Origin of the sequence: Haladaptatus sp. DYSN1, from assembly GCF_029489995.1 — an archaeon.
Classification (GTDB): Archaea; Halobacteriota; Halobacteria; order Halobacteriales; family Halococcaceae; genus QDMS2.
The window spans coordinates 884,486-907,087 of sequence record NZ_CP120470.1; the positions used below are offsets into that span (position 1 = coordinate 884,486).

The following is a 22,602-nucleotide window of genomic DNA, read 5'->3' on the forward strand; positions in this document are numbered from 1 at the left end:
CCACAGTCCAACAAGATTGGATATGACAGCCCGTACTGAGCGACTTTTTTCGGTACTCGTGATACTTGTTGCGCTACTCGTCGTCGCAGAGACGTCGGTCGTCCCGCGAAACCAAACGCTCGGAACGATTGGCATCGCGGTCGCAACGATCGCTATCGTCTACGCGCTCAGGGAATTCATCGGTACGTACTGACCTGGTTCGACTCGTTGCAGACGCGCTAGCCGGAACCCACTATTCTTCGAGCAACCAGTACTGGTCGCCCTCCGTCTCGACGAAGCCCCGACTGGCGAGCTTTCTGAGAATCGGATACAGCGAGATGTGCGCCATGCCGAGTGCCTCGTGAAGGTCGTCTATCGTCGCTTCCTGTTCGGTTCGGAGGTAGAGGTAGACGAGTTTCGCTCGCGGTGAGGCCAACTGCGCGGGCAGTGGTCGACGATTCGGTGCGACGGCAGCGTGATTCGAACTCATTGCAGCCACTCGTATTTCGACGATAATAAAACTACTATTCAACAATTGTCGAAAATAGGTGGTCGCTGCCCGCGCCTCGCTAGCCGTCTGACGTGCGTCTGACGTGTCATTATTGTTCTCTCGCGTGTACGAAGCCGTATGGAGAGCATCGCAGACGCCTACAGCAAGCGCGAGCAGTCGGAGGGGAACACGCGCCGACTGCTCCTCGGCGTCCTCTTTCTCGTGGCCGGAACCGTCGGCCTCCTCTCGGCCATCGCGATGGCGACGACGTCGGTCTTCGAGTCGTTCGGCTGGAGCGTGTTCGAGGCCCGAAAACTCGCGGGCGTCCTCGCGGGCGTGGCGATTCCCGCGCTGTTGCTCGGCGTCGTCATCGCCCTCCCGACCGAGAAGGGGGCGCTGCGTGGCGTCCTTGGCGGGAGTATGCTCGCGTTCGTCGGCGTCGCCCTGTTCCAGTTCGCCTATCCCTACTGGTGGAACGGCGCGACGACGGGCAATCCCGACCTCACGCTGGTCGTCGTCGGCCTCTACTTCCTCGGGACCATCATCGCGTTCGCCTACGTGTTCGTCGCCGTCGCGACGTTCAAGACGCGCAACACGCCCGGCGACATGGTTACCGTCGAAATCACCACCGAGGGTGAGACCCGCACCGTCGAAGTCCACCGCTCTGAAGTCGCCCGGACCATCTCCCAGACCAATCGGTCGCAGTCTGACGACTGACCGAACGAACTGCTTTGTCGCTCGCTGCCCTACACCCGGTAGACGCCTCGATGATGACGACGACCCACATCGCGCTCGGCCTGTCGCTCGCGTACGGCCTCGCCGCCCTCCTCCCCGATTACACCACGCTCGTCCTCGGCGTCGCCGTCGTGGCGAGCATTTTCCCGGACTTCGACGTCGTGTTCGAACACCGAAAGACGCTCCACTTCCCAGTCTACTTCGGCGTCGCCGCGCTCCCGCTCGCGGTGCTGGTCATCCTCGTCCCCTCGCAACTCGTCGTTGGCCTGTTCACCTTCCTCGCGTTTGCGTGGGTACACTCGATTTCGGACATCTTCGGCGGCGGCGCGGAGGCCCACCCGTGGGAAGGCCCCTCGACGCGAGCCGTGTTTCTCCATCCCGCAGACCGCTGGATTCCGCCTACCCGCGGGGTCAGATACGACGGCTCACCCGAGGACCTCGCACTCTGCATCCTGTTCTCGATACCCGCCTTTGTCGTCGCGACGGGGGCGCTGTTCTACCTGCTCATCGTCAATATCGCGCTCTCGGTGGTCTACACTGTCATCCGCAAACAAGTCCCGGACTTCTTCCCGGCGTGATTCCCGGGCCGAAACACGGCTTTGATACCGACCGCGACGCAATTCGCTCGTATGACTCCTGGACTCGCCCCCGACGGACTCAAGTTCGCCGTCGTCGCGTTCCTCGCGGGCCTCGCGGCGACCATCTTCTCTCCCATCGGGGCGCTCTTTGGCCTCCTGCTCTCCGGTTCCGTCCTGCTATTCTACCGCGACCCAGAGCGCGACATCGTCGAGACGGGCGTGGCCGCCCCCGCCGACGGCAAGGTGTCGGTCATCCGCCGCGAGGGCGACCAGGTCCGCGTTGGCACGTACATGAGCGCCCGTGACGTCCACGTCAATCGCGCTCCGCTCGCCGGAACCGTCCAGTCGGTCACGCACAAGCCAGGTGGCTACAAACTCGCCTTCTCGAAGGAATCGGACAACAACGAACAGCTCCACATCGAGTTCGAGGACTACACCGTCGTCCTCATCGCCGGCTGGTTCGCCCGGCGCATCCACCCCTACGTGGAGGTAGGCGACACCGTCGAGAAAGGCGACCGCATCGGGCACATCTCCTTCGGCAGTCGGGCGGACGTGCTCTTGCCGCCAGACGTTACAGAAGAGATGCTCACCGTCGAGCAGGGTGACCGCGTCCGGGCGGGGTCGTCGATGCTCGCACGCGGATTTAAGGAGTAATCGGAAAAACAGCAGTATCAATGGAGGGCGTTCTCTGGTACGTACTCGCGAGTTCTCGGGGCGGCCCGACGCGCGTGCGTATCGTCAAAGCGATTGCAGAGCGCCCTCGAAACGCGAACCAACTCGCGACGGCCCTCGACCTCGACTACACGACGATTCGCCACCATCTGGACGTATTGTTGAAGAACAACGTCGTCAGACGAACCGACGACGACTATGCCGCCGTCTACCTGTTTACCGACCAGCTCAAATCGAACTGGACGGTCGTAGAGGAGGTACTCGCCGTGGTGGACACGGAGGACCCATGAGTTCGGACGAATTTTGGACAGCACCTATGGTTACGACACCCCTACGAGGAAGCGATGAGCATCTGGCTTGAGGCGGCCCGCGTCGCCGCCGCCGTGAACATTCTCCTGTTGGTAGTCCTCGGCTCGGTCTGGCTCCGAAACTTCCGGCGTCACGGCGCAGACCACACCCGTGGGTTGCTCGTGTTTGCGGCCTTCCTCTTCGTCGAGAACCTCCTCTGGCTCTCCTTCTACCTCGTCCACCCCGATTTCATCGGTTGGTTCACCAACGCGGGAACCGACGTGCAGGTGGGCATGACGCTGCTGTGTGGCCTCGAACTGGTGGCCCTCGCCTACCTCGCACGTATCACCTGGGCGTGAAGATTGGACGAATTTTGGACGAAATTCGGACAACGTTCTTTGCACGAATCGTCGCCGTTCTAGACATGGTACTCTCACGACGCCTGTTTCTCACTGTCGCCGCATCGAGCGCGCTCGCCGGCTGTGTCGGCGGGTCAGGTGGTGGCGAGACGACGACTCAGTCGACGACAGCCGAACCCACCACGATGGCCGACACGACGACGACCGCTGACGGCACCGCCGAAGAAACCGTGCAGGTCGCTTCCCATCCGGACCTCGGCGACATTCTCGTCGGTCCGGAGGGAATGACGCTCTACATGTTCGACAGCGATACCGAGGGTGACCCCTCAAGCACTTGCAGCGGGTCGTGTGCAGAGACGTGGCCGCCGCTTACCGTGAGCGAATCACCGACGAAAGCGCCAGCCGTCAGCGCGGCCCTCACCACGTTCGACCGGGGGGAGGGATCGACGCAGGTCGCCGCCGCCGGATGGCCACTCTACTACTTTGCCCCCGACGAGAACCCCGGTGATGCGAACGGGCAGGGGGTAAACGACGTTTGGTGGGTTCTCCGTCCCGACGGAACGCCAGTCCGGCAGACGAACGGGACGACGACGACCGATGGCGGGAGCTACTATTGACGCAGGATTCGCGAAAATGGAGCGTCAGTTCACTGCTCTATCGGGACGTAGTGTGTCGAGAGGAGCCAGGCATCGAGCAACTCCGGGTCCTCGATGACGGCGACCGAGCGAAACTCGTCCTCGTATTCGGTGTAAATCAGTTCGTGTGTCTCTCGTTTCTGTATGTTGTCGTATTCCATAGTACTCCCACGGCTGTCATCGACGCGACCACGGTGTGTCGTCACGCCCTGTTCAGTCACTGTTGCCCGCTACTGTCGAGTGCGTGTACGCGCCAGTCTTCGACACCTGCGGCTCGATAGTTATCTCGACGGCATCGTCGCGCCCAACGTCGATGGTGGCGACGACGGTTTCCAGTGGAACCGTCACCGTTCCTCGTCGAGGGAGGCCAACACGCGGTGGCGTAAACAACTGGTCGAGCGCCTCTGGGTCGACGTAATCGTAAATGCACACGTCGAGTTCGTGTGGGGCTACCCGACCCCACTTCGCGAGTGCGTGTACGAGAAGTTCGCTGACCGGTCGCCGCGCCCGTTGCCCTGTTACCCGCACCGTGTCGTTCATCTCCGCTTTACTATCGGTGGACAACCATCAAATCACTTGACTGTTGATATGTAAGTCTCAGGACGCGGCGAATTTACGATAGTAAATCAGCAATCTCGGGCCGTCACTCCGCCTTCCACGGGTCGTCTCCCGAGAACAGGAGGCCGAACAGCGCCCGTTCGCCTGCTCGAATGTGTCGGTTGATTGTTGGCTGGGTCACGCCGAGGATCTCCGCGACGTCCTGGCCGTTGCTCTCTCGTGGCCACTCGAAAAAGCCGCTGAAGTAGGCGGTTTTGATAACCTCCTCCTGGCGCTGTGTCAACCGATTTCGTACTTCGCTTTCGAACTCCTGTGTCGTCATGACCGGTGTGTCGAACTCCCGCTTCGCTCGCAGTTCCACCCCGCCGACGGTCGATTCGAGGTGGGCGGCGATGTCCCGAACGTCTGCGCTCTGTGGGATTCGTACGGTCAGCGTCGCGGTGTCGGCGGTTACGCACAGGTGGTCGAGACTCGCCCCGCGGTCTGCGAGCGAGGAGACGAGCGTGTCGTCGCGGACGGTACACTCACAGCGACAGCCGTCGTCGTCCGCGGCGATGAGCGCGAACTGTTCGACGGCGGGCGACGCCGTCACGTGCGCTCGCAGGTCGTCCGGGTCGATGCCCCGCACGTCGAAAAACAGGTGGACGTTCCCGTCGAGTCGTCTGACTGCGTTCTCCAGTTCGAACGTTCCCAGCGATCCGTCCACGAACCCGAAGAGGGGCGAGTCGAGGGGACCACAGACGAAGTCGAGTTCGACCGACCGTTCGCTCACGAGCGCCCGCTTTCGTTCGAGAGCGTTCATCGCGTAGCCGATGGACTGGCCGAGTTCCGTGAGAACGGACAGCTCCATCTGCTCGAACACGAGTGGCTTTCTCGAATACAGGTTCAACACGCCGTACACCGTGTCGCGGTAGACGAGCGGGACGGCGATGCTCGCCCTGAACCCCCGAGACAGCGCCTCTTCGCGCCACAGTTCGGCGTCGACGTCGGTCAGGATGTTGTTCAGCACCTGGGGTTGTTTCGACCGCAGGGCACGCCCGGCCGGACACCCGCCCGTGGTCGAACCGTCCGTCGCAATCTGGACGCGGTCGAGGTAGCCGTCACCGTCGCCCGCCGAGGCGACTGGCGTGATCGTATCAGTCGCGAGGTCCTGGTGGCCGACCCAGGCGAACGCGAAGGGGTCGATGGCGGCCAACTTCTCGCAGACGAGCGACTCGATTTCTTCTTTGGTTTCCGCCTGAATGAGCACCTTCGTGATGTCGCGGATGGCTCGATTGATGCGGTTTACCCGCGCCAGGTGCTTGTTCTTGCGTTCGAGCGTGTCGCGCTGGCGTCTGAGGTCTGCCTCTCGCGCCGCGCGTGCGAGCGACGAGCGCGCGTTCGCACAGAGCATGTCTGCGAGCAGGAGGTCCGTCTCTCGCAGACCGTCTGCGTCGGGCGAGCAGGTCACGAACACGCCGAACTCCCCGAGCGGGAAGATGCCGATGCTCTGTATCGCAGACGCTGTTGGGATTCGCTGGTCCCCCTCGGACAGGACGGTCGCTTCGTCGCGGATGAACACCTCCCAGACGGGACTCTCGCCGAGGTCGCCGAGCATGGGTGACTCGACGAGGGCTGCGACGCCCTCGGTCTGGGCGGCGGGTTCGAGGGTGCCCTCGGCTTCCTCGTAGCGAAGGATGTAGGAGTAGGGCAGGTCGAGCACGTCCGCGGCGGCGTCCACGATGGTCTCGCAGACCGCGGTCGCCGTCTTTGCCTCGGGCAACTGCTGGGCCTTTTCGGTGAGCGCTTCCAGTCGGGTGGCTCGTCGCTTCGTGTCGGTGATGTCCTCGAAGGTGAAGATGCCTCGGACGGTTTCGCCGTCGTTTGCGAGGAGGCGCGACCCGTTCAGCGAGAGCCAGATTCGACTGCCGTCCGGCCGGATGACGCCCAGCTCGACGTCGTACACCGTGGTTCCCGTTTCGAGGACGGTTCTGAACGGGAGGTCGGCCTCGGGAATCGGGTTCCCTTCGTCGTCGGTGAAACTGAACTCGCTCGCCCCGCCTTCCAGTCGGTCGCGCGAGACGCCGGCGATGTCCACCGCCCGGTCGTTGATGTGCTCGATGTTGCCCGACTCGTCGATGACGACGATGCCGACGGGTGCGGTGTCGATGACCCGCTGGTTGAGGATGTGCTGGTGGCGCAACTCTTCCTGAAGCCGCTTTTGCTCGGTGATGTCGAGACCTTCCGCGACGATACCGGTCACTTCGTCGCCGTCGACCACGGGCCGGGCCTGGAAATCGACAGTTATGGTCTCGCCCGCAGGGTTGACGTGGGTGGCTTCGAACTTGCTGTACTCCCCCGCTTTGACCCGTTCGAGTTCGGCTTCGAGTTTCGACTGCAACTCGGGCGAGTGGCTCCACCACGGGCACTCCCAGAACGGTTTTCCGGCAACGTCGGCCACGTCCACGTCGGCGAAGTCGAGTGCTGGTCGATTCACGTTTCGGACCGTTCCGTCGCGGTCGAGCAGCGCGAAGAACGTGAACGGGTCGTTGAACACGGCGTCGAACTGGCGTTTTCGCCGCCGTCTGAGCCGCTCTGCACGCTTTCGGTCGGTGATGTCGCGAAGCACGCCCGTGAAGTAGCGCTCGCCGTCGCGCTCGAACTCGGAGAACGAGACCCCGAGGGGAATCTGGTGACCGTCGCGGTGCTGGCCGAGCAGTTCGACGTACCCCCAGTCGAAGTGGCGTTCCCCGGTGTCGAGATAGCGGTCGATGGCTCCGAGGTGGCGTTCGGCGAGCGAATCGCTCATCAGTTTCGTCAGCGGCTCCCCGACGAGTGCCTCCGGGTCGTAGCCGAACACGGTTTCGACGACCGAGTTGACGAACTGGATGGTGCTGTTCGCGTCGATGGTGACGATGCAATCGGAGGCCGATTCGACGATGGCGTCGAGGTGCGATCCGTTCGCCGGGTCGAGCGACCCCTCGCCCCCGTCCGCAGACAGCACACGGTCGAGCGTTGCCGCGAGAATCGCGCCGCTCGCTTCGGTTCGTTCGACGACGGCCGTGACGCCCGCGTCGTACGCCGCTTCGACGGCATCGGGTGCGGGGTCGCTCGCGTACACGACGACAGGTAGGTCAGCGCACGCCGACGACAGGTTGGCGAACCCGTCGAAATCGGTCACGACTGCGTCCGTGGCCCCTGCTTCGACCATGCGTTTCCCCTCCGCTACGGTGGCGACTGCTACGTGGGCGTCCGCTCGTCGCTCGGCGAGGTGCGTCCGCACCGCGTCAGCGTCGGCCCCCGCTTGCGCATCGGTGACGTATAGAATATGTGAATTTTGTAACATCACGACACGTTGTTGTTTAGTACACTCTCTCCGAACTGAACTAAAAAACCAGGGGGTTCGTCATGTTAACAATCGAATAGACGGGTGTCGTCGGACGGTCCGTGGAACCTCCGGCACGTCGGGCGTATACCCACAACAGCTGTCATTTCTACCGGCGTCTGTTCACGCAGATGACATGCGGGTCGAAGGCCGATGTGTTAAACGGTTGTGTCCCCTGGCTAGACGGTGATGGCGCAGACAGCCCCCGCCGTCTTACTCGTTGGCCGTTCGGAGCGGGCGTCGGTCCTCGCGGAGGGACTCACAGACCACCACGACCTCTCGGTTCGCGTGGTCACAGACGAGGCCCCGGCACGCTCGGCACTCACCACATTTCGCGGCGTCCTCGTCGTCGATTCAGTTCCCGGCGGCGACGACCACGCGTTCGTTGAGCGAGCCCGAGCGAGTAACCCTGCGTTGCCGATTCTCTACCGCTACGAGGCAGAACGCGATGCGGCTGACGCACTCGCCGCGGGGGCGACCCAGTGTCTCCCGGCGAGTGAGCCAACGCGAGATAGCATCGAACACCTCGCCCGGGCGGTCGGCCACCAGCGGTCGATGCGCGACACACTCGAACTCGAGGCGGCAATCGAATCGCTCCCTGACATCTTCTTCCTGTTCGACATGGACGGGACCTTCCGGCGCTGGAACGCGAACGTGACGGCCGTGACCGGCTACACCGACGAGGAAGTCAGACACATGGGGCCGACCGACTTTTTCGGCGAAGACGTCGCGCTGGTCAGGCGAACCATCCACCAAATCGTCGACGACGGGCAGGCGAAGGTCGAAGCCGACCTCGTGACCAAACACGGCAGGACCATTCCTATCGAGTTCACGGGCGCGTTGCTCACCGACGACGACGGCAACCCCTGGGGAGTATGTGGCATCGGCCGGGACGTTTCGGTGCGACGGCGGCGCGAAGACGCCCGCAAAGAGCAGGCCAGACGCCTCCGGCGGTTGAATCACATCAACCGGGTCATCAGAGACGTGAACGCAGGGCTCGTGCAAGCGACCACGCGACTCGAAATCGCCCAGACCGTCTGCGAACGCCTCATCGAGGACGACCGCTATCAGTTCGCGTGGATCGGCGAGTACCACGTCGCCGCAGACCGCGTCGAACCCACGGCGTGGGCCGGAGAGGGGCAGTCGTACCTCGAAGCGCGACCGACTGCGGGCAAGTTCGACGGCGGCGTCACGGCGAAAACCGCCATTCTCGAACGCGAATCGCAGGTGGCGATGGACATCACCGCGGACAGTGTCGCCTCGCTCTGGCGCGAGGCGGCCTTAGACCAGGGCTTTCGGTCTGCGCTCGCCACGCCGCTCGTCTACAACGACCAGATTTACGGCGTCCTCGCGCTGTACGCCGACGAACCGAACGCCTTCGACCGCGTCGAGAAGTCGGTGTTCGCAGAACTTGGCCAGACCGTCGCCGCGGCGATGAACGCCGCAGAAGCCCGGACGGCGCTCATGACGGATACCGTCACGGAACTCGAATTCGTCCTGACCGACCAGGAGGACTTCCTCGTGCGCGCCGCCCAACATATCGAAGCACAATTCTCCCTCGACGGGTTCGTCCGCCGCGACGACGGCACGCTCGTCGAGTTCATCACGGTCCACGGCATCGACGCAGAGACCCTCGCCGACCTCGCGTCGCGAAGTCCCGACGAGTTCGCCGTCTCCGTCGTCTCCGAAAGCGAGTCGTCGCACGTCGTCCAGCTCGAATACGACGGCGAGTCCGTCGTAGACCTCGTCGGCGACTACGGCGGCACGGTCAAGCAGGTCATCTCAGCCGACGGCGAGGTTCGCGTCATCGTCGAACTGCCCACCGGAACCGACGTCGCAGCCGTCGTTGCGGCCATCGAATCGAACTTCGCAGAACTGTCGCTGGTCGCCCAGCGCAAGACCCAGCGCGAGCGCCGCTCGTCCGTCGATTTCCTCGCCGGCGTCGAGACGAAACTCACCGACCGCCAGCACGACGTCCTCCAGATGGCCTATCTCGCCGGCTTTTTCGACTGGCCGCGGGCCAAATCCGGCTCCGAGATGGCCTCGTTACTCGGCATCTCCCACCCGACGTTCTCCCAGCACCTGCGCATCGCCGAGCGAAAGGTGTTCGAAGTGCTGTTCGACGAGTTGTAGCCGCTTTCCACGGTACACACCTCACCCCTCAGCGTGTCACACCTCTCAGTAACTAGATGCAGACAGCACGCGAATAGATTGAGCAGGAATCGACGATGAGCGCCGCCGACCCATCCTCTCCACCAGTCCAACCCGAAGACGCCGCCGAACAGGAACAGGCCGTCACACCGCTCGAACTCTTCTTCGACCTCGTGTTCGTCTTCTCGTTCACGCAGGTGACTGCGTTCCTCGCCCACGACCTCACCTGGCCGGGCGTGCTTCGCGGCGCGGCCATACTCGCCATCCTCTGGTGGGCGTGGGTTGGCTACTCCTGGCTGACCGACGCGGTCCCTGCAGAGGACGTCCTGCCCGCCCGATTGGTCATCCTCGCGGCGATGGCCGCGATGCTCGTCGTCGTCCTCGCCGTCCCCGGGGCGTTCGAGGAAACAGCGATTCTCTTCGGCGTCGCCTACGTCGTCGTCCGCACCCTGCACGTCGTCCTCTACGCCGTCGCCACCCCACCCGACACGCGGAGTGCGGTCCTTCGCGTAACTCCGGGGTTCCTCGGCGGCCCCGCATTGCTCCTCGTCGCCGGATTCACGGATGGCCTCCTTCAGGGCGCACTCTGGGTGCTCGCCATCGCCATCGACTTCGGCGTCGGCGCGGAGGGCCTCGCCCTCTCGCTCGCCGTCCTCCTCGCCGCACTGTTCGGTATCACGTTCGTCATCGCCCTCTGGTGGCTCTACTTCGACTACATCGTCCTCGCCGCAGAACGCCGTTTGGCCTCGGTGACCGACGACTACGAGCGGACGGTGCTCGCCCGCGACTCCTACAGCTTTATCCACCTCTCGATGGTCGGTGGCATCATCTTCATCGCCCTCGGCATCGAGCAGACCATCGCCCACGTGAACGACGCACTCGCCCTGATTCCCGCCGTCGCGCTGTTCGGTGGCGGCGCGCTCTACCTCCTCGGACACAACGCGTTTCGCTACCGCGACCACCGCACGGTGAGCGTCCTCCGCCTCGTCGTCTCGCTCGTCTCGCTCGCGCTGATCCTCGTCGCCCTACAGATTCCTGCATTTGTCGCCCTCGCGGCGCTCACGGTGCTGTTCTGCGGGCTCGCCGCTTACGAGACGCTGTGGTCTGCTCACCGGCGTGAACTTCGGGCGAGCAGACAGGCAGTTGAGTGATGGTTGTTCTCTCGGTTACACCACGACCGTCAATTCGGTCGTTCCCCGCTCGGTGACGACCGTCACGTCGAACGCGACGGCACTGTCCGCAAGAGTCACACTCCGTTCAATGGCACTCGATTCGAGGGTATCCGTTTCAAATAACCATCACGGGGATGGTGTCGAAGTTTCCTGGTCTGAACTATTCGTCTCATTCTGGACGACACCAACTTTCTAGTGTGGCGGTTAGTTCTCCCAGCATGTGGTCTTCTCCTCGATATATCGACGTTGACTGGGGAAGCTTTCCAATAGCTCTATTACACGATAGACGCCTCCTACCGCCCGGTATATCAACAATAACTAACTTCGAAATACCCATCCTGTCAACAGATGATTGGATCCTTGCAACGATTCACAAATCCGTTCGCGCAGAAAAATTTCTCAAGTCAACCAACCCGCGGTATCCCGGAGAGTCACTGATGGCGGTTCCAATTTCCAACGTTCCATCACGTTCGTACCGAGGACTCGAAGGGATCCTCCTTGGTCTCCCGCTCTTTGTTGTAATCCTGATTGGCGCATTGACTGGGTCGATTGTCTTCCTGCAAAACTGGCTCGTCGGTGCTGGCTTCCTTTTCGTTCCAGTTATTCTTCGCCTCGTTGTTCCTGTATTGTTGTATTTCGATGCGCGGCGTCTTCGTGGAAAGGGCCTTGACTGGGAGCCGAAACCGTGGCTGTACGCGGTGTTAGGGGTGGTGTTCGGTGGATTGACGCTCTTACATTATCTCTACAAACGCCAGCAGACCGTTATCGACTGGGAAGCTCGACAATACTGGTGGCTCGTCGCACTTGCAACTCTCCTTGTCCCCGTTCTGATTGGTGGTATCGAGACAGTCGTGAACCAGCCGCTACTCGGATTTGTTGGCCTGTTTGTGACAGCTCTCTTCCCCATCGCGATCTACAAAGACGCCGCCTTCGTTCGCCTGCAATCTGCTGATTGGCAACCGAATCCAACTTCGCAGTTTACCTACGCTGCAGTGAGCCTCTTATTCGTGATTCCCATACCGGTTTATCTGGGCTACTATCTTTACAAACGCATTACTGCTCTTGGTATGCCCTGACCTGCAACCACCGTGATTTGAATGTCTGTGGATCACCACAACATCCAACTCCTCAATCGTAACTACGTTTTGAAGTGATATTGACGACAGCAATGAAGTGCGTCTCGGCTGCACACCTCTACTATAGGAAGGATTGTGACTGCCCGTTCGAATTTCCACAATCGGTTTCCCTCCAGGGTTTTTGGGTTCAAAACCAGCGTCGTTTTCCAGCAAACCCAGCCGCTAATCGACAGAATCGGCCAAAAATTCCACTACGTCCCGTTTTGCTCACGAGCGTTCACAACCAGACAGGCCTCCACTATGTTGATTTGCAATTTTGGGTTTTCTGGGCTTCTACGGGGCGAACCTTGGCGGTTCAGGGTTTCGAAGCCCGATAAATTCGATGTCGGCTGTGGCTACGAATATACAGAATTCCTATGCTACTGAAACCCCGTTATCGGGCGTTTAGAAGACTCTGTAGTTGAATTCGGGTTTTCGGAGTAACTTTCCTTTGGAACCTACACCATCGGGCTGATTCTCCGGAAGAGATGTTCCTGTGTAGAGTCCAAGGCGAGTGTGGAGGAAGGTGACGTGCTGTGCCCCGAGATGTTCTTTTTACCAAACCGTGGGTTTGAGTGGGTTGAAACCCGGGAATTCGAGTATGCATGTGCGGGTGAAATCCGGGTCGATTCGGGCAGTTTGCTGGGAATTGGGGCGCTATGAGTTCCACAATCGGTTTCCGTCGTGCGGTTTTGGATTTTGGCGGTCTGATTCGAGATTGAACGGCCTGTTTCACGCGACAACACGAATTCTGAAACTCTCGAAATACCCACTCCTGTGGGTTCTCCCCTCCAAACTCCGTTTTCATTGTTCCCATTCTGGCCTCCGGCTTCCACCGTTCACACTCAGCGCTACATGCTGTTCTCACGCCTTCTTCCGGAGTTTGAAGCCGATTGTGGAAACTACGTTACTCACTGAGCAACCCTCGTTTCTGTGTTCGGCCATCCTTAGGCCCGGATTCCGAGTGTGGAACAATTTGCGGTGTTCATCGCGAGTTGAATGCACTGTCTCGGAAGCATTCGTGCGGTTGAGCTCGGCCTCCACAGTTCGAGGTCACTATCCACGGTTGCGGATGCAGCGACGACCTTTGCACTCAAGTTCTCATACTCGGTTTCCCTCCGGTGGTTTCACAGTGAATCTGAATCAGAACGTGTCTCTGTTGTCGCTCTACTCGGCTCGGACAGCCCGTTTATGCGCGGTCTCACGGCCACTCTAGACTGGTCTCGGGTGCTCATTCTCGGATTCACGGGTCGAGTGACGGTATCAGGGCATATCGGGCTGGGTGTGCGCTTACTTGTCCGGTCATACTCGGGCTCAGCGCCCGGAGGAGTGTAAGGTACAGGGACTGTATTCGAACTAGGTTCGGGTTCTTCGCAGAGCCATTATTGGAATTTCAGCGCCCGGAGGGCGCGTATTCTGGAGGTTAGTCGAATCTCGAGACTGCCTCGAATCCGCTGAAATCCCCGCTCAAACGTTCATAATCGGTTTGCGTCTGGTGGTTTTGCACTCTGGATTGTGGACGGGCATCGGTGAATACAACACGCGCTATTCCCCTCACGTACCCCGATATTGGGTTTGCTACCTGTTCTTGACTGCTCTCGCGTACCTTCTAGCTCGCTTCTTTCTGCCTCGTTCCCACTTGCTCTGTTCTTGGTTACTCTCTTCCGGGGATTGAATCCGATTCTGAGACCACAGCGACTCGCTGAGCGGTGCCAAGACGCTTGTTTCGTCGGGTGGACGTCTTCACGTCGATTATGAAACGCAGTTTCTCTGGGGAGACCAATCAGGCCGAGAACGGTATCCCTCATATGTGATTTTCAACCTCCACAATCGGTTGGAGTCGTGTGGTTTCGTATTTTTCTAACCCACGTAGGGACGCCTCATTCTATGGGCTTTGGTAATCGAGGTCGTAGACGACGTCGCTGTTGTTCGGTTGAGAGCGTCTGTTGTTCTATGCCACTGCGATTGATTCCTGACACAATGGCACGGAGAGGGAGCGTCAGGCCGGCCGGGATGGCACTCGGCGACGTCGTGAGATCGCTGTCGCTGACGATGCCGGGGATGCCGGCTAACAGTGTCACGCCGAACCACCACGCGAAGGAGCTTCTATGTTCGGGGTCTCCCATACCGAAGGTGACTCCTGAACTTCAGAAAATAGTCCCCTCACTTCCGGTGGTCCTCATCACTGCGCTGATGAACAGCTATGACGCTCTGACGCGATGGTCTGGGCGCTGTGACAGCGAGTGTTACCTTGCTGGCCCGTCATATCGGCCCATTCCTCCGTGGAGCTGCCCATCGACGGAAACCCAGCCTTGCTGGTCATCGGTGAAGACTGCCGGCGAGGTGGTCGCCTCAAACGTGTTGAAACTGTTTGCTAGCCAGAATCCCCATTCATTCCAGCCTTCGAACCGAATCTCCCCGACCGTAACCGTTGCCGTCTGATCTGCCTCGTAGGTCGTCCCGATCACGCTCGTGAACGTGAAACATGTGTCCGTCTCCGACCATGGATCCTGGCACGAGGTGGCTGCCACGTCGTTGGTTGGGACGATGAACGACGCATTGCCAACCGGGTAGCGTGTCTCGATATCGTGATCGACCGTGGTCTGCCAGGCAATCGAGTACCTGGTCGGGTCGCGAACGAGTTCCCGATTCGTCATATTGGCTGGAATCTCGTCTGGGCCGATCTCTTGGCGATCGATTACTGAGCCGTTGGGGGCGTATGTCCAGAGCACGTAGCGATCTTCTCCGACCAACTGGTCTGCGTGCAGGCGCATCATCGGCCCGTGGGGAGTCTGGACGACGGCTGCCTCCCAGTCTGTGACCTGGGCTCCGGTGTCGTCGTAGATCCATAGATCCGAAACCGGATCTGACCCAACGTCTGTTCCGGCAGGGAATGGCAGGAACACGGTCACGTTCTCAATGGTCGTGTTCGTACTGATCGATGTTGTGTAGGCGTACGAAGAGTAGTGACTGTACATGAAGTCGGGCGGGAACAGTAACATACCGAGGGCAGCCAACGGCATCAGAACCACAACAGCCGCGACAACGAGAATCACACGCTGCCGCTTCGATACCATACGGTCATAGACGTTAATATCAAATATATAACTATTGTGCAGGGAGATAACACAATGCAGTCCGATACGCCTTATTCTACAATATCAAATACCTTTAGTTTCTACTGGTTACCTCTGAACTCTGGAGTGAGTAGCCTTGAGAAAATTCGAATCTGCCCCTGATTTGGCATCTACCTCGAGATCTGGCACTCAATTTCTCGTGCAGTCGAGTGGGACACTGGACGAATGGGGTTCAACACGGGAGACGACGGCAGCGAGAACGTTGACACCGAGAGTAGAGGCTTTCGAACGCCCCCGGACGCTCGCGGTCGCTCAGGCGACATATCGGCTGCGCCGATAGGGGTCGCTGAGGCAACCAGACACGCGCGAGCGCCCGGCCCCGTTCAATCCCACCCCGTGGGCTGTGTGGTCTTTGGAGAGTGGTTGACTGGTGTGTTTTCGTTCGCCCGCTCGAGCGACCGCGCCTCCGCACCGAGGCCTTCCCTTCGGTCGGGCCTCGTTCGCTCGCGACCGACCATTCCGGGCGTGCGGCCTACGGCCGGTCCGGGCGTCTGGTTTCGACGCCAGCACCAAGCGCGCTTTCGGTTGCGTCTCCCCGTGGTCGACGGACGCGAAACCGGCTTGCGTGCTGGGCGCTCGCGTCGGCGGGTCGCGTTTCGCGCGGACTCGTTTGTGTTGGTTTTCAGGCGCGCTCGCTTCGCTCCCGGAGGTCGCTTACGAAGGCGCGAAGCGAGCGCGCAGGAATGTGACGAGTTGTGTTGAGAGCCACGGCTGGAGAGTTTGTGGTTCAAAAGAAGACGCCGAGTGAGCGCCTTCTGCGGTAACCCTGTCCTAAGAGGAATTACCAATGAGTACTAAACGCACTATCGGTGAAGAAGCTTCGGTCGAACAGGCACATGATTACGAATTTGAGGCGGCAGATGAGCGCCCCGAGCTGCGGCCCACAGTCGAGATGGAGATTCAGGCGAAAGTCGATTTGAATCACCCGGATACGGGAGTGACTGGACTGACCCTAGCTGCAGAAGAGCGCATGAGAGCACGCGAGTGGGAGATTGCGAAGACGCGGACGCGGTGGGACGACAGGCAAGAATCTGACCGGGAAGCGCGGACACGGCGAAGGGTGAGCGAACAAAGCAAAGAACGGAACGTTGAGTTCGAAAAGCGGGCGGCCAGCGTGGATGCCCGATTAGAGCCAGGCCGAGAAGACCCTCGTAAGGGTCTGCGTCGCGAGGAGTTGGCGGCGGTGAATCAGCAAGCGATGCGCATTCACCAGATGGTGAAAAGCAGTGTCTCTCGGGCAGTGCTCTCGAAACAGATTGCAGAGCGGATGAGCAATGGTGCAGAGCTGGTGGGTGCGGCCACAGCAGTCATCGAAGACCAGTGGATGCGACCGGGAGGAATCGTTCCCATCGCGAAAGTCGGTGACATGGATAGAGGCGAAGTCACCGTTGAAGGCCGAATCGAGCGCATTTGGGAGCCATCGCATCCAGCGATTCAATCGGTTGGGCTCCTCGAAGATGAGAGTGGGAGAATCCGATTCACGGTGTGGAAGAAATCAAAACAACCATTGGTTCGTGAAGGCGACAGGGTGCGGTTTCGAGCGGCGGCGAAAAACTGGTACGAGGGGCGGTGTTCGATTGCACTGACACGGTGGTCGAATATCGAATTCCCAGAACGCGGAGAGTGGTGGAAGTAGACTAACCACGGCGCTCTTTTTTGTCGCCGTCCACCCACCGACCCACCTCCCCACCCTCCGCTCCGTGCTCGCTCGTTGCCTCGCTGCGCGCGCAGCCACAACCGTGATGCGGTGGTGAACATGCGTTTGCCACCGATGAGCTGACTATTCACTTGAGGTCTGGTTCGTCGAAGGTGAGTGCCTCAACGACAGCTGTGGGGAGTGCTGGACGTGGTGCCGCTTCGTGTCGCTCGACTTTCTCTGTCTTCCGCGTGTTCTCGTACAGCGCGCGGGCAATCGGGACTCCACGGAGATATTTGTAGTCGTAGAGAATCTCAACCCCGCGTGTGGTAAACCCGTAGAACTGCGAGGGAAGGTCTCGTTTCCCTTTGCTAGGTTCGTACGTGTATTGGGCGAGAATTCCTGCCTCGATGAGTGTCTCTACTTGGTCTTTGATCGCTGCCTGACTCTTCCCGACCATGTACTCGAGTTCGGCAAGGGACATGAGGTGGGCGGGATGGCCCAGCAACTCTTGAATGATGAGGTGGCGCGTGTCCTGCGAGAGGAGTTTGAATAAACGCTGTTGCTCTGCGAACGGCCCTGTATCCACAGCCCCAGTGTCGCTCTCGCTCATATTCGCCTCTACGGTGAGCGTCGCTATAATGGTTCGGATTATCCAAGTTGGTTTTTCTTTGAAAAACCACATTGATTCAATAGGAATATGGTGTAGTGGTTAGAATACGGAGGTGATGAGTGGCCCCAGCCCACCGCCTGACGCGGCTGTAATTATGGAACTGGTTCACGAGGCTGTTGGTGGTCTCGAACTTGAGCCCACAGAAAAACGGAACATCTGGCGATTCGCCCAGCGTGAGCTCCCTTATCTCTGGAGTCAGCGAACCTCGTATTTCATTTTGGGCAGCTACCGTGACCCGTACATTCGTCGTCTTCGTGCCGTCCAAAATGAACTCTCGAAGCAGCTTGGTGCCTACCCCTTCATCATGGGCGATCTCGTAGAGCTTCCGACCAACCGGCTCAATTCCTTCGACATCATGTTCTCCCTGCTCGCGACATATGCCGATTATATCGTCGGCGTGTTCGAGAAGGATAGTGGTGGCGAGGCACCGGAACTGGGGGAAATTGACGACGCCCCCTATTTCGAGAAGTCGTACGTGTTTCCACGCGATTATACCTGGATCTCCGAAACGAATCTCGAGTCGAAACAGGAGGTCATTCAGGCTGCAATCGAGATTGCGTTCACCGATGAGTTGGCGGACGATGAACGAGAGACAGAGATTGCGTCTCTCGTCGACCGTGCACGTCGTGCCGATATCGACATTACAGAACCGGACGTTTGGGATGTGGTTGGCGAGCGAGAAAGCACGGACGATGCGCTCGCGACGTACAGCTGGGTCCATCTCAACAAATTCAGAAAATTCGAACTACATGGTCGCTGTGTCCCCTGGTCTACGGAAGATGACCTCCGAACGGCCGTCTCGAAGCTTCCCTCGCCGACTCCACGTCCCACGTGGGAAGAACGCGAGGAGCAGTGACGAACGAGTGGAAAATTTGACCATCAATAAGGAACAGAAGTCAACTACGAGGCTGGTCTGAACGAGGTCGAAGGGACGTTACAGTAGGACCGAAGATGGGTTGAATCGCACTCGCGGAGACCGACATCGCCACTTTGCTCTATCAGCTGGACAGAAAAATGCTGAATGCTCGACTAAGGTCCGCCTGTTCCTGCTGCACCATCTGCTTCGTGTTCTTCCGGTGCGGGGCCGGGATTCGTCGTATCGCCCGCTCTGTGATCTGCTGGTGAAGGACCGGGATGCGAACCGTCGCCCGCTTCGGTGGAGGTCTTTTCTGTGTCCATAGGCCTCCTAGGAAGTGTTAGTATATTAATCATTCCACCAGAAAAGAATGTTATTGTCGTCATTGGTTTTCACGGAGAACAGACGAAACGTACTCTCGTTACTACAGGGCCGGAGACGGGTTGAATATCAACTTGCACACGATTAGGATGCCCGTCCGTCACGCCAGTTTATGCGCCCCTGAGGGGCGAGGGGCTTCCTGTCCCTCGTGATTTCGAATGGCGACGAGAAACATCTACGAAACGGCGTTCGACGAAGACGTACAGCCCACGAACATCTGCCCTGAATGCGACGGCAGAGTAACCACGAACACGCACGAAACCGTCTGCGACGATTGTGGCCTCATCCTGTCTGACCAAGCTATTGACCCTGGTCCGGAGTGGCGGTCGTTCTCCGAAGACCAATCTAACCCCGAACGGACGGGTGCACCCCTCACTCCTTCACTGCACGACCAGGGACTCTCGACGACCATTGGCAAGCACCAGGACGGCAAGGGACGCAGCCTTCCACTCGAAAAACAACGTCAACTCAGACGACTGCGTCGAGAACAGGGACGTGCACAGCGCGCGACGACGCGTGAACGTAACCAAGTCCGTGGATTCTACGAGATTCGCCGAATCGTCAGTGGTCTCGACCTCGGGCGGAGCATCCGCGACCAGACGTGTGCGCTCTTTAGGACAACTCAAGAAAAGAATCTGCTCCGAGGTCGCTCACTCGAAGCAATCGCGGCTGGGTGTGTGTACGCGGTGTGTCGCTGCAACGCTCTCCCCCGGTCTATCACAGAAATCGCTCGATTCGCCCAGTGTAACGAGGCTTCTGTCCGCAACGCATTTGGTGTGCTGAATACCGAGTTAGGCTTACCTACGCCCCCTCCCACGCCACGTCTATTTATTCCGCAACTCTCCTCGGCGCTCGACCTGTCGCCGACTGTTCGACACCGGGCCCTCGACTACATCGAACAAGCACGCGAACAGGGCATCGGCAACGGCTGTAATCCTGCTGGCGTAGCTGCAGCGTGTCTCGAATTGGCGAGTAGAGATGCCGAGGAGCGAGTCCTTCAACTTGACTTGGCGGCGGCGGCAGACGTCTCGACGTGTACACTGCGAAAACACCGCGACGCCCTCGTGGCGGTGGCGTGAGATGGGATGGCTGGCAGAGTGGTGGTTTAGCGAGGTCGCAGACAATACCGTCTACGAGTGTCGCCACTGCGGGATGACCCTCGATCACGGCGATTCACGGTGTCCGTACTGTGGCCCAACGGAAGTGGTCACGTTCGAGTTTTGAACGCCGATTCTTCCTTCGTCTCAACCACTGCTGTACAGGCGAGACGTCTGAGAGTTTATCTGCCCCCAAGGGGTGCGGGGCCTGTCACAGGCTCCGCTGTATCCCCATGTCAGAACACCTTCTCAATCGACTGACGTACACGAATCGCTCACTGAAACGCGCCCAATACGAAGCCTTCGAGTTCTCCCTTACCGAACGAGGCGTGCTCGTCAGAAACGGGAGTTACGCTGACCCAGAGAATCACGAGTATCTCGTGGCGGTCAGGCATGGCGTTCCCACACACTGCGAATGTCCTGCGGACGCACGGTTCGAGGGTGCGTGTAAACACCGGCTCGCCGTGGCGATTCGGGCACCCATCTTACAGGCCGCTCAGAAGGTCGAACGCGTCGTGACCGATGGCGGCGTCACCCGTGCAGAGCCAACGGAAGTGGACGAGCCTGCCTGTGACGAATGCTTTCCCGGGTTTACCTGTTGGGAGTGTTACCTGGCTGAACAGGAGGAAATTGCGTAGACCCCCAACCCAGTTTATCGGTCCCCAAGGGGCGTGGGACTGCTGTCACGCCCGTCTGTCTCGTGGTCCAACAAAAACCGTTAAGTCATTATCTCGATAATGATTATCTAGATAATGACCTTCTACGACCGGAAAACCGAGCTTGCGACATTGGTCGAGGAACACGACTCTCCAGGTCACTCGTTTATCGTACTGTACGGTCGTCGCCGGGTTGGAAAGACTGCACTGTTGAAAGAATTCTGCGCTGATCGGCCACACGTCTACTATCTCGCTGCACAAGAGTCTGAATCTCGCCAACTGGAGAAATTCGTCGAGCAGGTTGCAACACGGTACGATGATCGTCTTCCTCAAATTACAGACTGGCCAGACGCGTTCGACTATGTGGGCGAAAACCTTGCCCAGGAGGATTTGACGCTCGTCATCGACGAGTTTCCATATTTGGTTGATTCGAACGATTCGCTTCCGTCCTACGTCCAGGGATTCGTCGATGAGGTACTTTCTGAGACGAATTCAACACTCATCCTTTGTGGGTCGAGTATTAGCGTGATGGAGTCTGCGGTACTCAGTCATGAGAGTCCACTTTTTGGTCGTCGAACCTCACAACTCGACCTTGATCCGTTTTCGTTTAGGGCGGCTCGCAACGTTATCGAGTATTCGTTCGAGGATGCAGTTCGATCCTACGCAATCACCGGTGGAACCCCGCTCTATGTGACGTTATTCGATTATACAACTGACCTCTCATCGAACGTTTACAATCACGTTCTCTCTCAGCGATCGATTCTCTACAACGAACCTGAGTTCTTGCTTCGGTCTGAAGTTCGAAATCCAGGACGGTATATGAGTATTCTCGAAGCAATTGCAACCGGTCACTCGACTCCGAACGAAATCGCTGGGGCAACGGGTATCGACGTCGGGCCACTGTCGCGGTACCTCCAGACACTCCGTCGACTGCGATTCATCAAACGGCGCATTCCAGTGACGGAGTCAGCGAAGAAATCCAAGCGCTCGATATACGAAATCGACGATGAATTTCTCCGCTTCTGGTTCCGGTATATCGAACCGAACCGCTCTGGTATCGAGGAAGTGCCACAGGTGGTATACGAAAAAACGATCGAGCCAGACCTCCCACGGCACGTGAGTGTGACGTTCGAACGCATCTGTCGAGAGGCAGTCTGGGAGGCAGTGCGGCGCGGAGAATTTGAACCCTATTCCCAGGTTGGTTCGTGGTGGTACGGAGAAGACGAAATCGACATTGTCGCGCTCGCACCGGGAAGCGACCAAATTCTTCTCGGGGAATGCAAGTGGACGAACAGTCCTGTGGGCGAGACGCTCGCCGATGAACTTCGTACGAAAGCGGAATCGGTTCGCTGGCACACGGGCGGACGGACGGAGACGTACGCGCTGTTCTCTAAGGCAGGATTCACACCGGGACTTCGAGAATCGCTCGATGATCAGTGGGAACTGTTCGATTGTAATCGACTTGCTGACTTGCTAAGCCCGTAGAAAAACGAAGTCAGATTCGTTCACCCGTTTATTAACCTCTCTTTCCGGTTTGCCCCACTGAATGCACCCGTACGACCTCAGTTGTGGGTTACTGATAATTCGGTGGATGTAGTATGTGGAGGTTCGATCGTACTCGTCGGTGCCTCTTCAGGGAGGTAGACGATTTTCTCGATACCGATCTGCACACGGACGATGTGTCCGTCTTCTTCTAGTTCTTGGAGGAGGCGACTTGTCGTTGAGGGTGACCACGCGGTAAGCTCGGTGAACGCCTGTTGTTTCAGTCGTCCGTCGTTCGATTCGAGCAGGTGGATGACGAACTCCTCTGGCAGCTGTCCCAGTTTAGCCAAAACGTCACTGGGTGTCTGCAACTCAGCAGGGTCAACCGCTGTCTTGTTTTCTTCTCCAACCGTTCTGTTTCGTGCAACAGTCTTCTCACCCTCTGCAGATGCGTCTTTCAAGTCGATATCGTTCGCGTCAGTGAGAACGGGCTGGCCCTGAGCCAACAAGGACATGACGTGCTGCAACCGGTCAGTGACTACCGAGAGGGTGGGTATCATTACATCTTCAATTCTCCGCGAGTATCAA

General features: G+C 59.1%; 24 protein-coding genes. 16 read left to right on the forward strand and 8 right to left on the reverse strand.

What is annotated here, in order from left to right:
* Window positions 1-22: 22 nt before the first annotated feature.
* The gene (locus tag P0648_RS04760) at window positions 23-193 is read left to right on the forward strand and encodes a hypothetical protein (RefSeq protein ID WP_277505400.1); all 171 of its coding nucleotides are present in this window, start codon (window positions 23-25) and stop codon (window positions 191-193) included.
* Between the two features lie 39 nt (window positions 194-232).
* Here the strand turns inward: P0648_RS04760 and P0648_RS04765 are convergent, their stop codons facing one another.
* Window positions 233-469 carry a helix-turn-helix domain-containing protein gene (locus P0648_RS04765; RefSeq protein WP_277505401.1) on the reverse strand — a complete coding sequence of 79 codons (237 nt, stop codon included), beginning with the start codon at window positions 467-469 and terminating at the stop codon, window positions 233-235.
* Between the two features lie 138 nt (window positions 470-607).
* On the opposite strand from P0648_RS04765, the gene P0648_RS04770 reads away from it, so the two are divergent.
* The 6 genes from P0648_RS04770 (at window position 608) to P0648_RS04795 (ending at window position 3,718) form a co-directional block, all read left to right on the forward strand.
* Window positions 608-1,186, forward strand: a complete 579-nt coding sequence (locus tag P0648_RS04770) for a hypothetical protein (RefSeq protein WP_277505402.1) — start codon at window positions 608-610, stop codon at window positions 1,184-1,186.
* Between the two features lie 50 nt (window positions 1,187-1,236).
* Window positions 1,237-1,782, forward strand: a complete 546-nt coding sequence (locus tag P0648_RS04775) for a metal-dependent hydrolase (protein ID WP_276248425.1) — start codon at window positions 1,237-1,239, stop codon at window positions 1,780-1,782.
* A gap of 51 nt (window positions 1,783-1,833) precedes the next feature.
* Window positions 1,834-2,436, forward strand: a complete 603-nt coding sequence (locus P0648_RS04780; RefSeq protein ID WP_276248424.1) for a protein sorting system archaetidylserine decarboxylase — start codon at window positions 1,834-1,836, stop codon at window positions 2,434-2,436.
* 20 nt (window positions 2,437-2,456) lie between these two features.
* Window positions 2,457-2,744, forward strand: coding sequence for a winged helix-turn-helix domain-containing protein (locus tag P0648_RS04785; protein ID WP_276248423.1), 288 nt, complete (start codon window positions 2,457-2,459; stop codon window positions 2,742-2,744).
* A gap of 54 nt (window positions 2,745-2,798) precedes the next feature.
* Complete coding sequence (locus tag P0648_RS04790; RefSeq protein ID WP_276248422.1) at window positions 2,799-3,101, forward strand: hypothetical protein; 303 nt, start codon at window positions 2,799-2,801, stop codon at window positions 3,099-3,101.
* Between the two features lie 65 nt (window positions 3,102-3,166).
* Window positions 3,167-3,718 (forward strand): hypothetical protein, encoded by a 552-nt coding sequence (locus P0648_RS04795; RefSeq protein ID WP_276248421.1) that lies wholly within the window; start codon window positions 3,167-3,169, stop codon window positions 3,716-3,718.
* A gap of 29 nt (window positions 3,719-3,747) precedes the next feature.
* Here P0648_RS04795 and P0648_RS04800 read toward each other — a convergent pair whose 3' ends face one another.
* From P0648_RS04800 to P0648_RS04810, 3 genes are all read right to left on the reverse strand, one after another.
* Window positions 3,748-3,897 carry a hypothetical protein gene (locus P0648_RS04800; RefSeq protein WP_276248420.1) on the reverse strand — a complete coding sequence of 50 codons (150 nt, stop codon included), beginning with the start codon at window positions 3,895-3,897 and terminating at the stop codon, window positions 3,748-3,750.
* Window positions 3,898-3,949: 52 nt separating this feature from the next.
* A complete protein-coding gene (locus P0648_RS04805) occupies window positions 3,950-4,276 on the reverse strand; it encodes a HalOD1 output domain-containing protein (protein ID WP_277505406.1) in 327 nt (108 codons plus the stop codon).
* A 103-nt stretch (window positions 4,277-4,379) separates the two neighbouring features.
* Window positions 4,380-7,619 carry a PAS domain S-box protein gene (locus tag P0648_RS04810; RefSeq protein WP_277505408.1) on the reverse strand — a complete coding sequence of 1,080 codons (3,240 nt, stop codon included), beginning with the start codon at window positions 7,617-7,619 and terminating at the stop codon, window positions 4,380-4,382.
* A 228-nt stretch (window positions 7,620-7,847) separates the two neighbouring features.
* Here P0648_RS04810 and P0648_RS04815 point away from each other — a divergent pair, with 228 nt between their 5' ends.
* From P0648_RS04815 to P0648_RS04825, 3 genes are all read left to right on the forward strand, one after another.
* A complete protein-coding gene (locus P0648_RS04815; RefSeq protein ID WP_277505411.1) occupies window positions 7,848-9,791 on the forward strand; it encodes a bacterio-opsin activator domain-containing protein in 1,944 nt (647 codons plus the stop codon).
* 95 nt (window positions 9,792-9,886) lie between these two features.
* The gene (locus tag P0648_RS04820; protein WP_276248416.1) at window positions 9,887-10,960 is read left to right on the forward strand and encodes a low temperature requirement protein A; all 1,074 of its coding nucleotides are present in this window, start codon (window positions 9,887-9,889) and stop codon (window positions 10,958-10,960) included.
* 458 nt (window positions 10,961-11,418) lie between these two features.
* On the forward strand, window positions 11,419-12,057 hold the full coding sequence (locus P0648_RS04825) for a hypothetical protein (protein ID WP_276248415.1): 639 nt from the start codon (window positions 11,419-11,421) through the stop codon (window positions 12,055-12,057).
* A 2,285-nt stretch (window positions 12,058-14,342) separates the two neighbouring features.
* On the opposite strand, the gene P0648_RS04830 is transcribed toward P0648_RS04825, so the two are convergent.
* Window positions 14,343-15,152 (reverse strand): hypothetical protein, encoded by an 810-nt coding sequence (locus P0648_RS04830; RefSeq protein WP_277505415.1) that lies wholly within the window; start codon window positions 15,150-15,152, stop codon window positions 14,343-14,345.
* An 868-nt stretch (window positions 15,153-16,020) separates the two neighbouring features.
* Between P0648_RS04830 and P0648_RS04835 the strand changes: the two genes are divergently transcribed.
* A complete protein-coding gene (locus P0648_RS04835; protein WP_277505417.1) occupies window positions 16,021-16,869 on the forward strand; it encodes an OB-fold nucleic acid binding domain-containing protein in 849 nt (282 codons plus the stop codon).
* A 148-nt stretch (window positions 16,870-17,017) separates the two neighbouring features.
* Here the strand turns inward: P0648_RS04835 and P0648_RS04840 are convergent, their stop codons facing one another.
* Window positions 17,018-17,482 (reverse strand): ArsR family transcriptional regulator, encoded by a 465-nt coding sequence (locus P0648_RS04840; RefSeq protein ID WP_277505418.1) that lies wholly within the window; start codon window positions 17,480-17,482, stop codon window positions 17,018-17,020.
* A gap of 115 nt (window positions 17,483-17,597) precedes the next feature.
* Between P0648_RS04840 and P0648_RS04845 the strand changes: the two genes are divergently transcribed.
* Window positions 17,598-18,398 (forward strand): hypothetical protein, encoded by an 801-nt coding sequence (locus P0648_RS04845; RefSeq protein ID WP_277505419.1) that lies wholly within the window; start codon window positions 17,598-17,600, stop codon window positions 18,396-18,398.
* 173 nt (window positions 18,399-18,571) lie between these two features.
* On the opposite strand, the gene P0648_RS04850 is transcribed toward P0648_RS04845, so the two are convergent.
* The gene (locus P0648_RS04850; RefSeq protein ID WP_277505420.1) at window positions 18,572-18,721 is read right to left on the reverse strand and encodes a hypothetical protein; all 150 of its coding nucleotides are present in this window, start codon (window positions 18,719-18,721) and stop codon (window positions 18,572-18,574) included.
* Between the two features lie 216 nt (window positions 18,722-18,937).
* Between P0648_RS04850 and P0648_RS04855 the strand changes: the two genes are divergently transcribed.
* From P0648_RS04855 to P0648_RS04870, 4 genes are all read left to right on the forward strand, one after another.
* Window positions 18,938-19,858: a transcription initiation factor IIB family protein gene (locus P0648_RS04855; protein WP_277505421.1), complete on the forward strand. Its 921-nt coding sequence runs from the start codon at window positions 18,938-18,940 to the stop codon at window positions 19,856-19,858.
* A 1-nt stretch (window position 19,859) separates the two neighbouring features.
* On the forward strand, window positions 19,860-20,003 hold the full coding sequence (locus P0648_RS04860) for a hypothetical protein (protein WP_277505423.1): 144 nt from the start codon (window positions 19,860-19,862) through the stop codon (window positions 20,001-20,003).
* A 106-nt stretch (window positions 20,004-20,109) separates the two neighbouring features.
* Window positions 20,110-20,514: an SWIM zinc finger family protein gene (locus tag P0648_RS04865; protein ID WP_277505424.1), complete on the forward strand. Its 405-nt coding sequence runs from the start codon at window positions 20,110-20,112 to the stop codon at window positions 20,512-20,514.
* Between the two features lie 114 nt (window positions 20,515-20,628).
* On the forward strand, window positions 20,629-22,017 hold the full coding sequence (locus P0648_RS04870; RefSeq protein WP_277505425.1) for an ATP-binding protein: 1,389 nt from the start codon (window positions 20,629-20,631) through the stop codon (window positions 22,015-22,017).
* A gap of 77 nt (window positions 22,018-22,094) precedes the next feature.
* Here the strand turns inward: P0648_RS04870 and P0648_RS04875 are convergent, their stop codons facing one another.
* Window positions 22,095-22,574 carry a helix-turn-helix domain-containing protein gene (locus P0648_RS04875; protein ID WP_277505427.1) on the reverse strand — a complete coding sequence of 160 codons (480 nt, stop codon included), beginning with the start codon at window positions 22,572-22,574 and terminating at the stop codon, window positions 22,095-22,097.
* Window positions 22,575-22,602: the final 28 nt, after the last annotated feature.

Bases quoted from the DNA above. Each gene is read 5' to 3' on its own strand.
- P0648_RS04835 (WP_277505417.1), top strand. From the start codon at position 16,021: ATGAGTACTAAACGCACTATCGGTGAAGAAGCTTCGGTCGAACAGGCA.
- P0648_RS04795 (WP_276248421.1), top strand. From the start codon at position 3,167: ATGGTACTCTCACGACGCCTGTTTCTCACTGTCGCCGCATCGAGCGCG.
- P0648_RS04805 (WP_277505406.1), bottom strand. From the start codon at position 4,276: ATGAACGACACGGTGCGGGTAACAGGGCAACGGGCGCGGCGACCGGTC.
- P0648_RS04760 (WP_277505400.1), top strand. From the start codon at position 23: ATGACAGCCCGTACTGAGCGACTTTTTTCGGTACTCGTGATACTTGTT.
- P0648_RS04855 (WP_277505421.1), top strand. From the start codon at position 18,938: ATGGCGACGAGAAACATCTACGAAACGGCGTTCGACGAAGACGTACAG.
- P0648_RS04850 (WP_277505420.1), bottom strand. From the start codon at position 18,721: ATGGACACAGAAAAGACCTCCACCGAAGCGGGCGACGGTTCGCATCCC.
- P0648_RS04840 (WP_277505418.1), bottom strand. From the start codon at position 17,482: ATGAGCGAGAGCGACACTGGGGCTGTGGATACAGGGCCGTTCGCAGAG.
- P0648_RS04775 (WP_276248425.1), top strand. From the start codon at position 1,237: ATGATGACGACGACCCACATCGCGCTCGGCCTGTCGCTCGCGTACGGC.
- P0648_RS04790 (WP_276248422.1), top strand. From the start codon at position 2,799: ATGAGCATCTGGCTTGAGGCGGCCCGCGTCGCCGCCGCCGTGAACATT.
- P0648_RS04800 (WP_276248420.1), bottom strand. From the start codon at position 3,897: ATGGAATACGACAACATACAGAAACGAGAGACACACGAACTGATTTAC.
- P0648_RS04785 (WP_276248423.1), top strand. From the start codon at position 2,457: ATGGAGGGCGTTCTCTGGTACGTACTCGCGAGTTCTCGGGGCGGCCCG.
- P0648_RS04815 (WP_277505411.1), top strand. From the start codon at position 7,848: ATGGCGCAGACAGCCCCCGCCGTCTTACTCGTTGGCCGTTCGGAGCGG.
- P0648_RS04870 (WP_277505425.1), top strand. From the start codon at position 20,629: ATGACCTTCTACGACCGGAAAACCGAGCTTGCGACATTGGTCGAGGAA.
- P0648_RS04820 (WP_276248416.1), top strand. From the start codon at position 9,887: ATGAGCGCCGCCGACCCATCCTCTCCACCAGTCCAACCCGAAGACGCC.
- P0648_RS04765 (WP_277505401.1), bottom strand. From the start codon at position 469: ATGAGTTCGAATCACGCTGCCGTCGCACCGAATCGTCGACCACTGCCC.
- P0648_RS04845 (WP_277505419.1), top strand. From the start codon at position 17,598: ATGAGTGGCCCCAGCCCACCGCCTGACGCGGCTGTAATTATGGAACTG.
- P0648_RS04770 (WP_277505402.1), top strand. From the start codon at position 608: ATGGAGAGCATCGCAGACGCCTACAGCAAGCGCGAGCAGTCGGAGGGG.
- P0648_RS04825 (WP_276248415.1), top strand. From the start codon at position 11,419: ATGGCGGTTCCAATTTCCAACGTTCCATCACGTTCGTACCGAGGACTC.
- P0648_RS04780 (WP_276248424.1), top strand. From the start codon at position 1,834: ATGACTCCTGGACTCGCCCCCGACGGACTCAAGTTCGCCGTCGTCGCG.
- P0648_RS04860 (WP_277505423.1), top strand. From the start codon at position 19,860: ATGGGATGGCTGGCAGAGTGGTGGTTTAGCGAGGTCGCAGACAATACC.
- P0648_RS04875 (WP_277505427.1), bottom strand. From the start codon at position 22,574: ATGATACCCACCCTCTCGGTAGTCACTGACCGGTTGCAGCACGTCATG.
- P0648_RS04865 (WP_277505424.1), top strand. From the start codon at position 20,110: ATGTCAGAACACCTTCTCAATCGACTGACGTACACGAATCGCTCACTG.
- P0648_RS04810 (WP_277505408.1), bottom strand. From the start codon at position 7,619: ATGTTACAAAATTCACATATTCTATACGTCACCGATGCGCAAGCGGGG.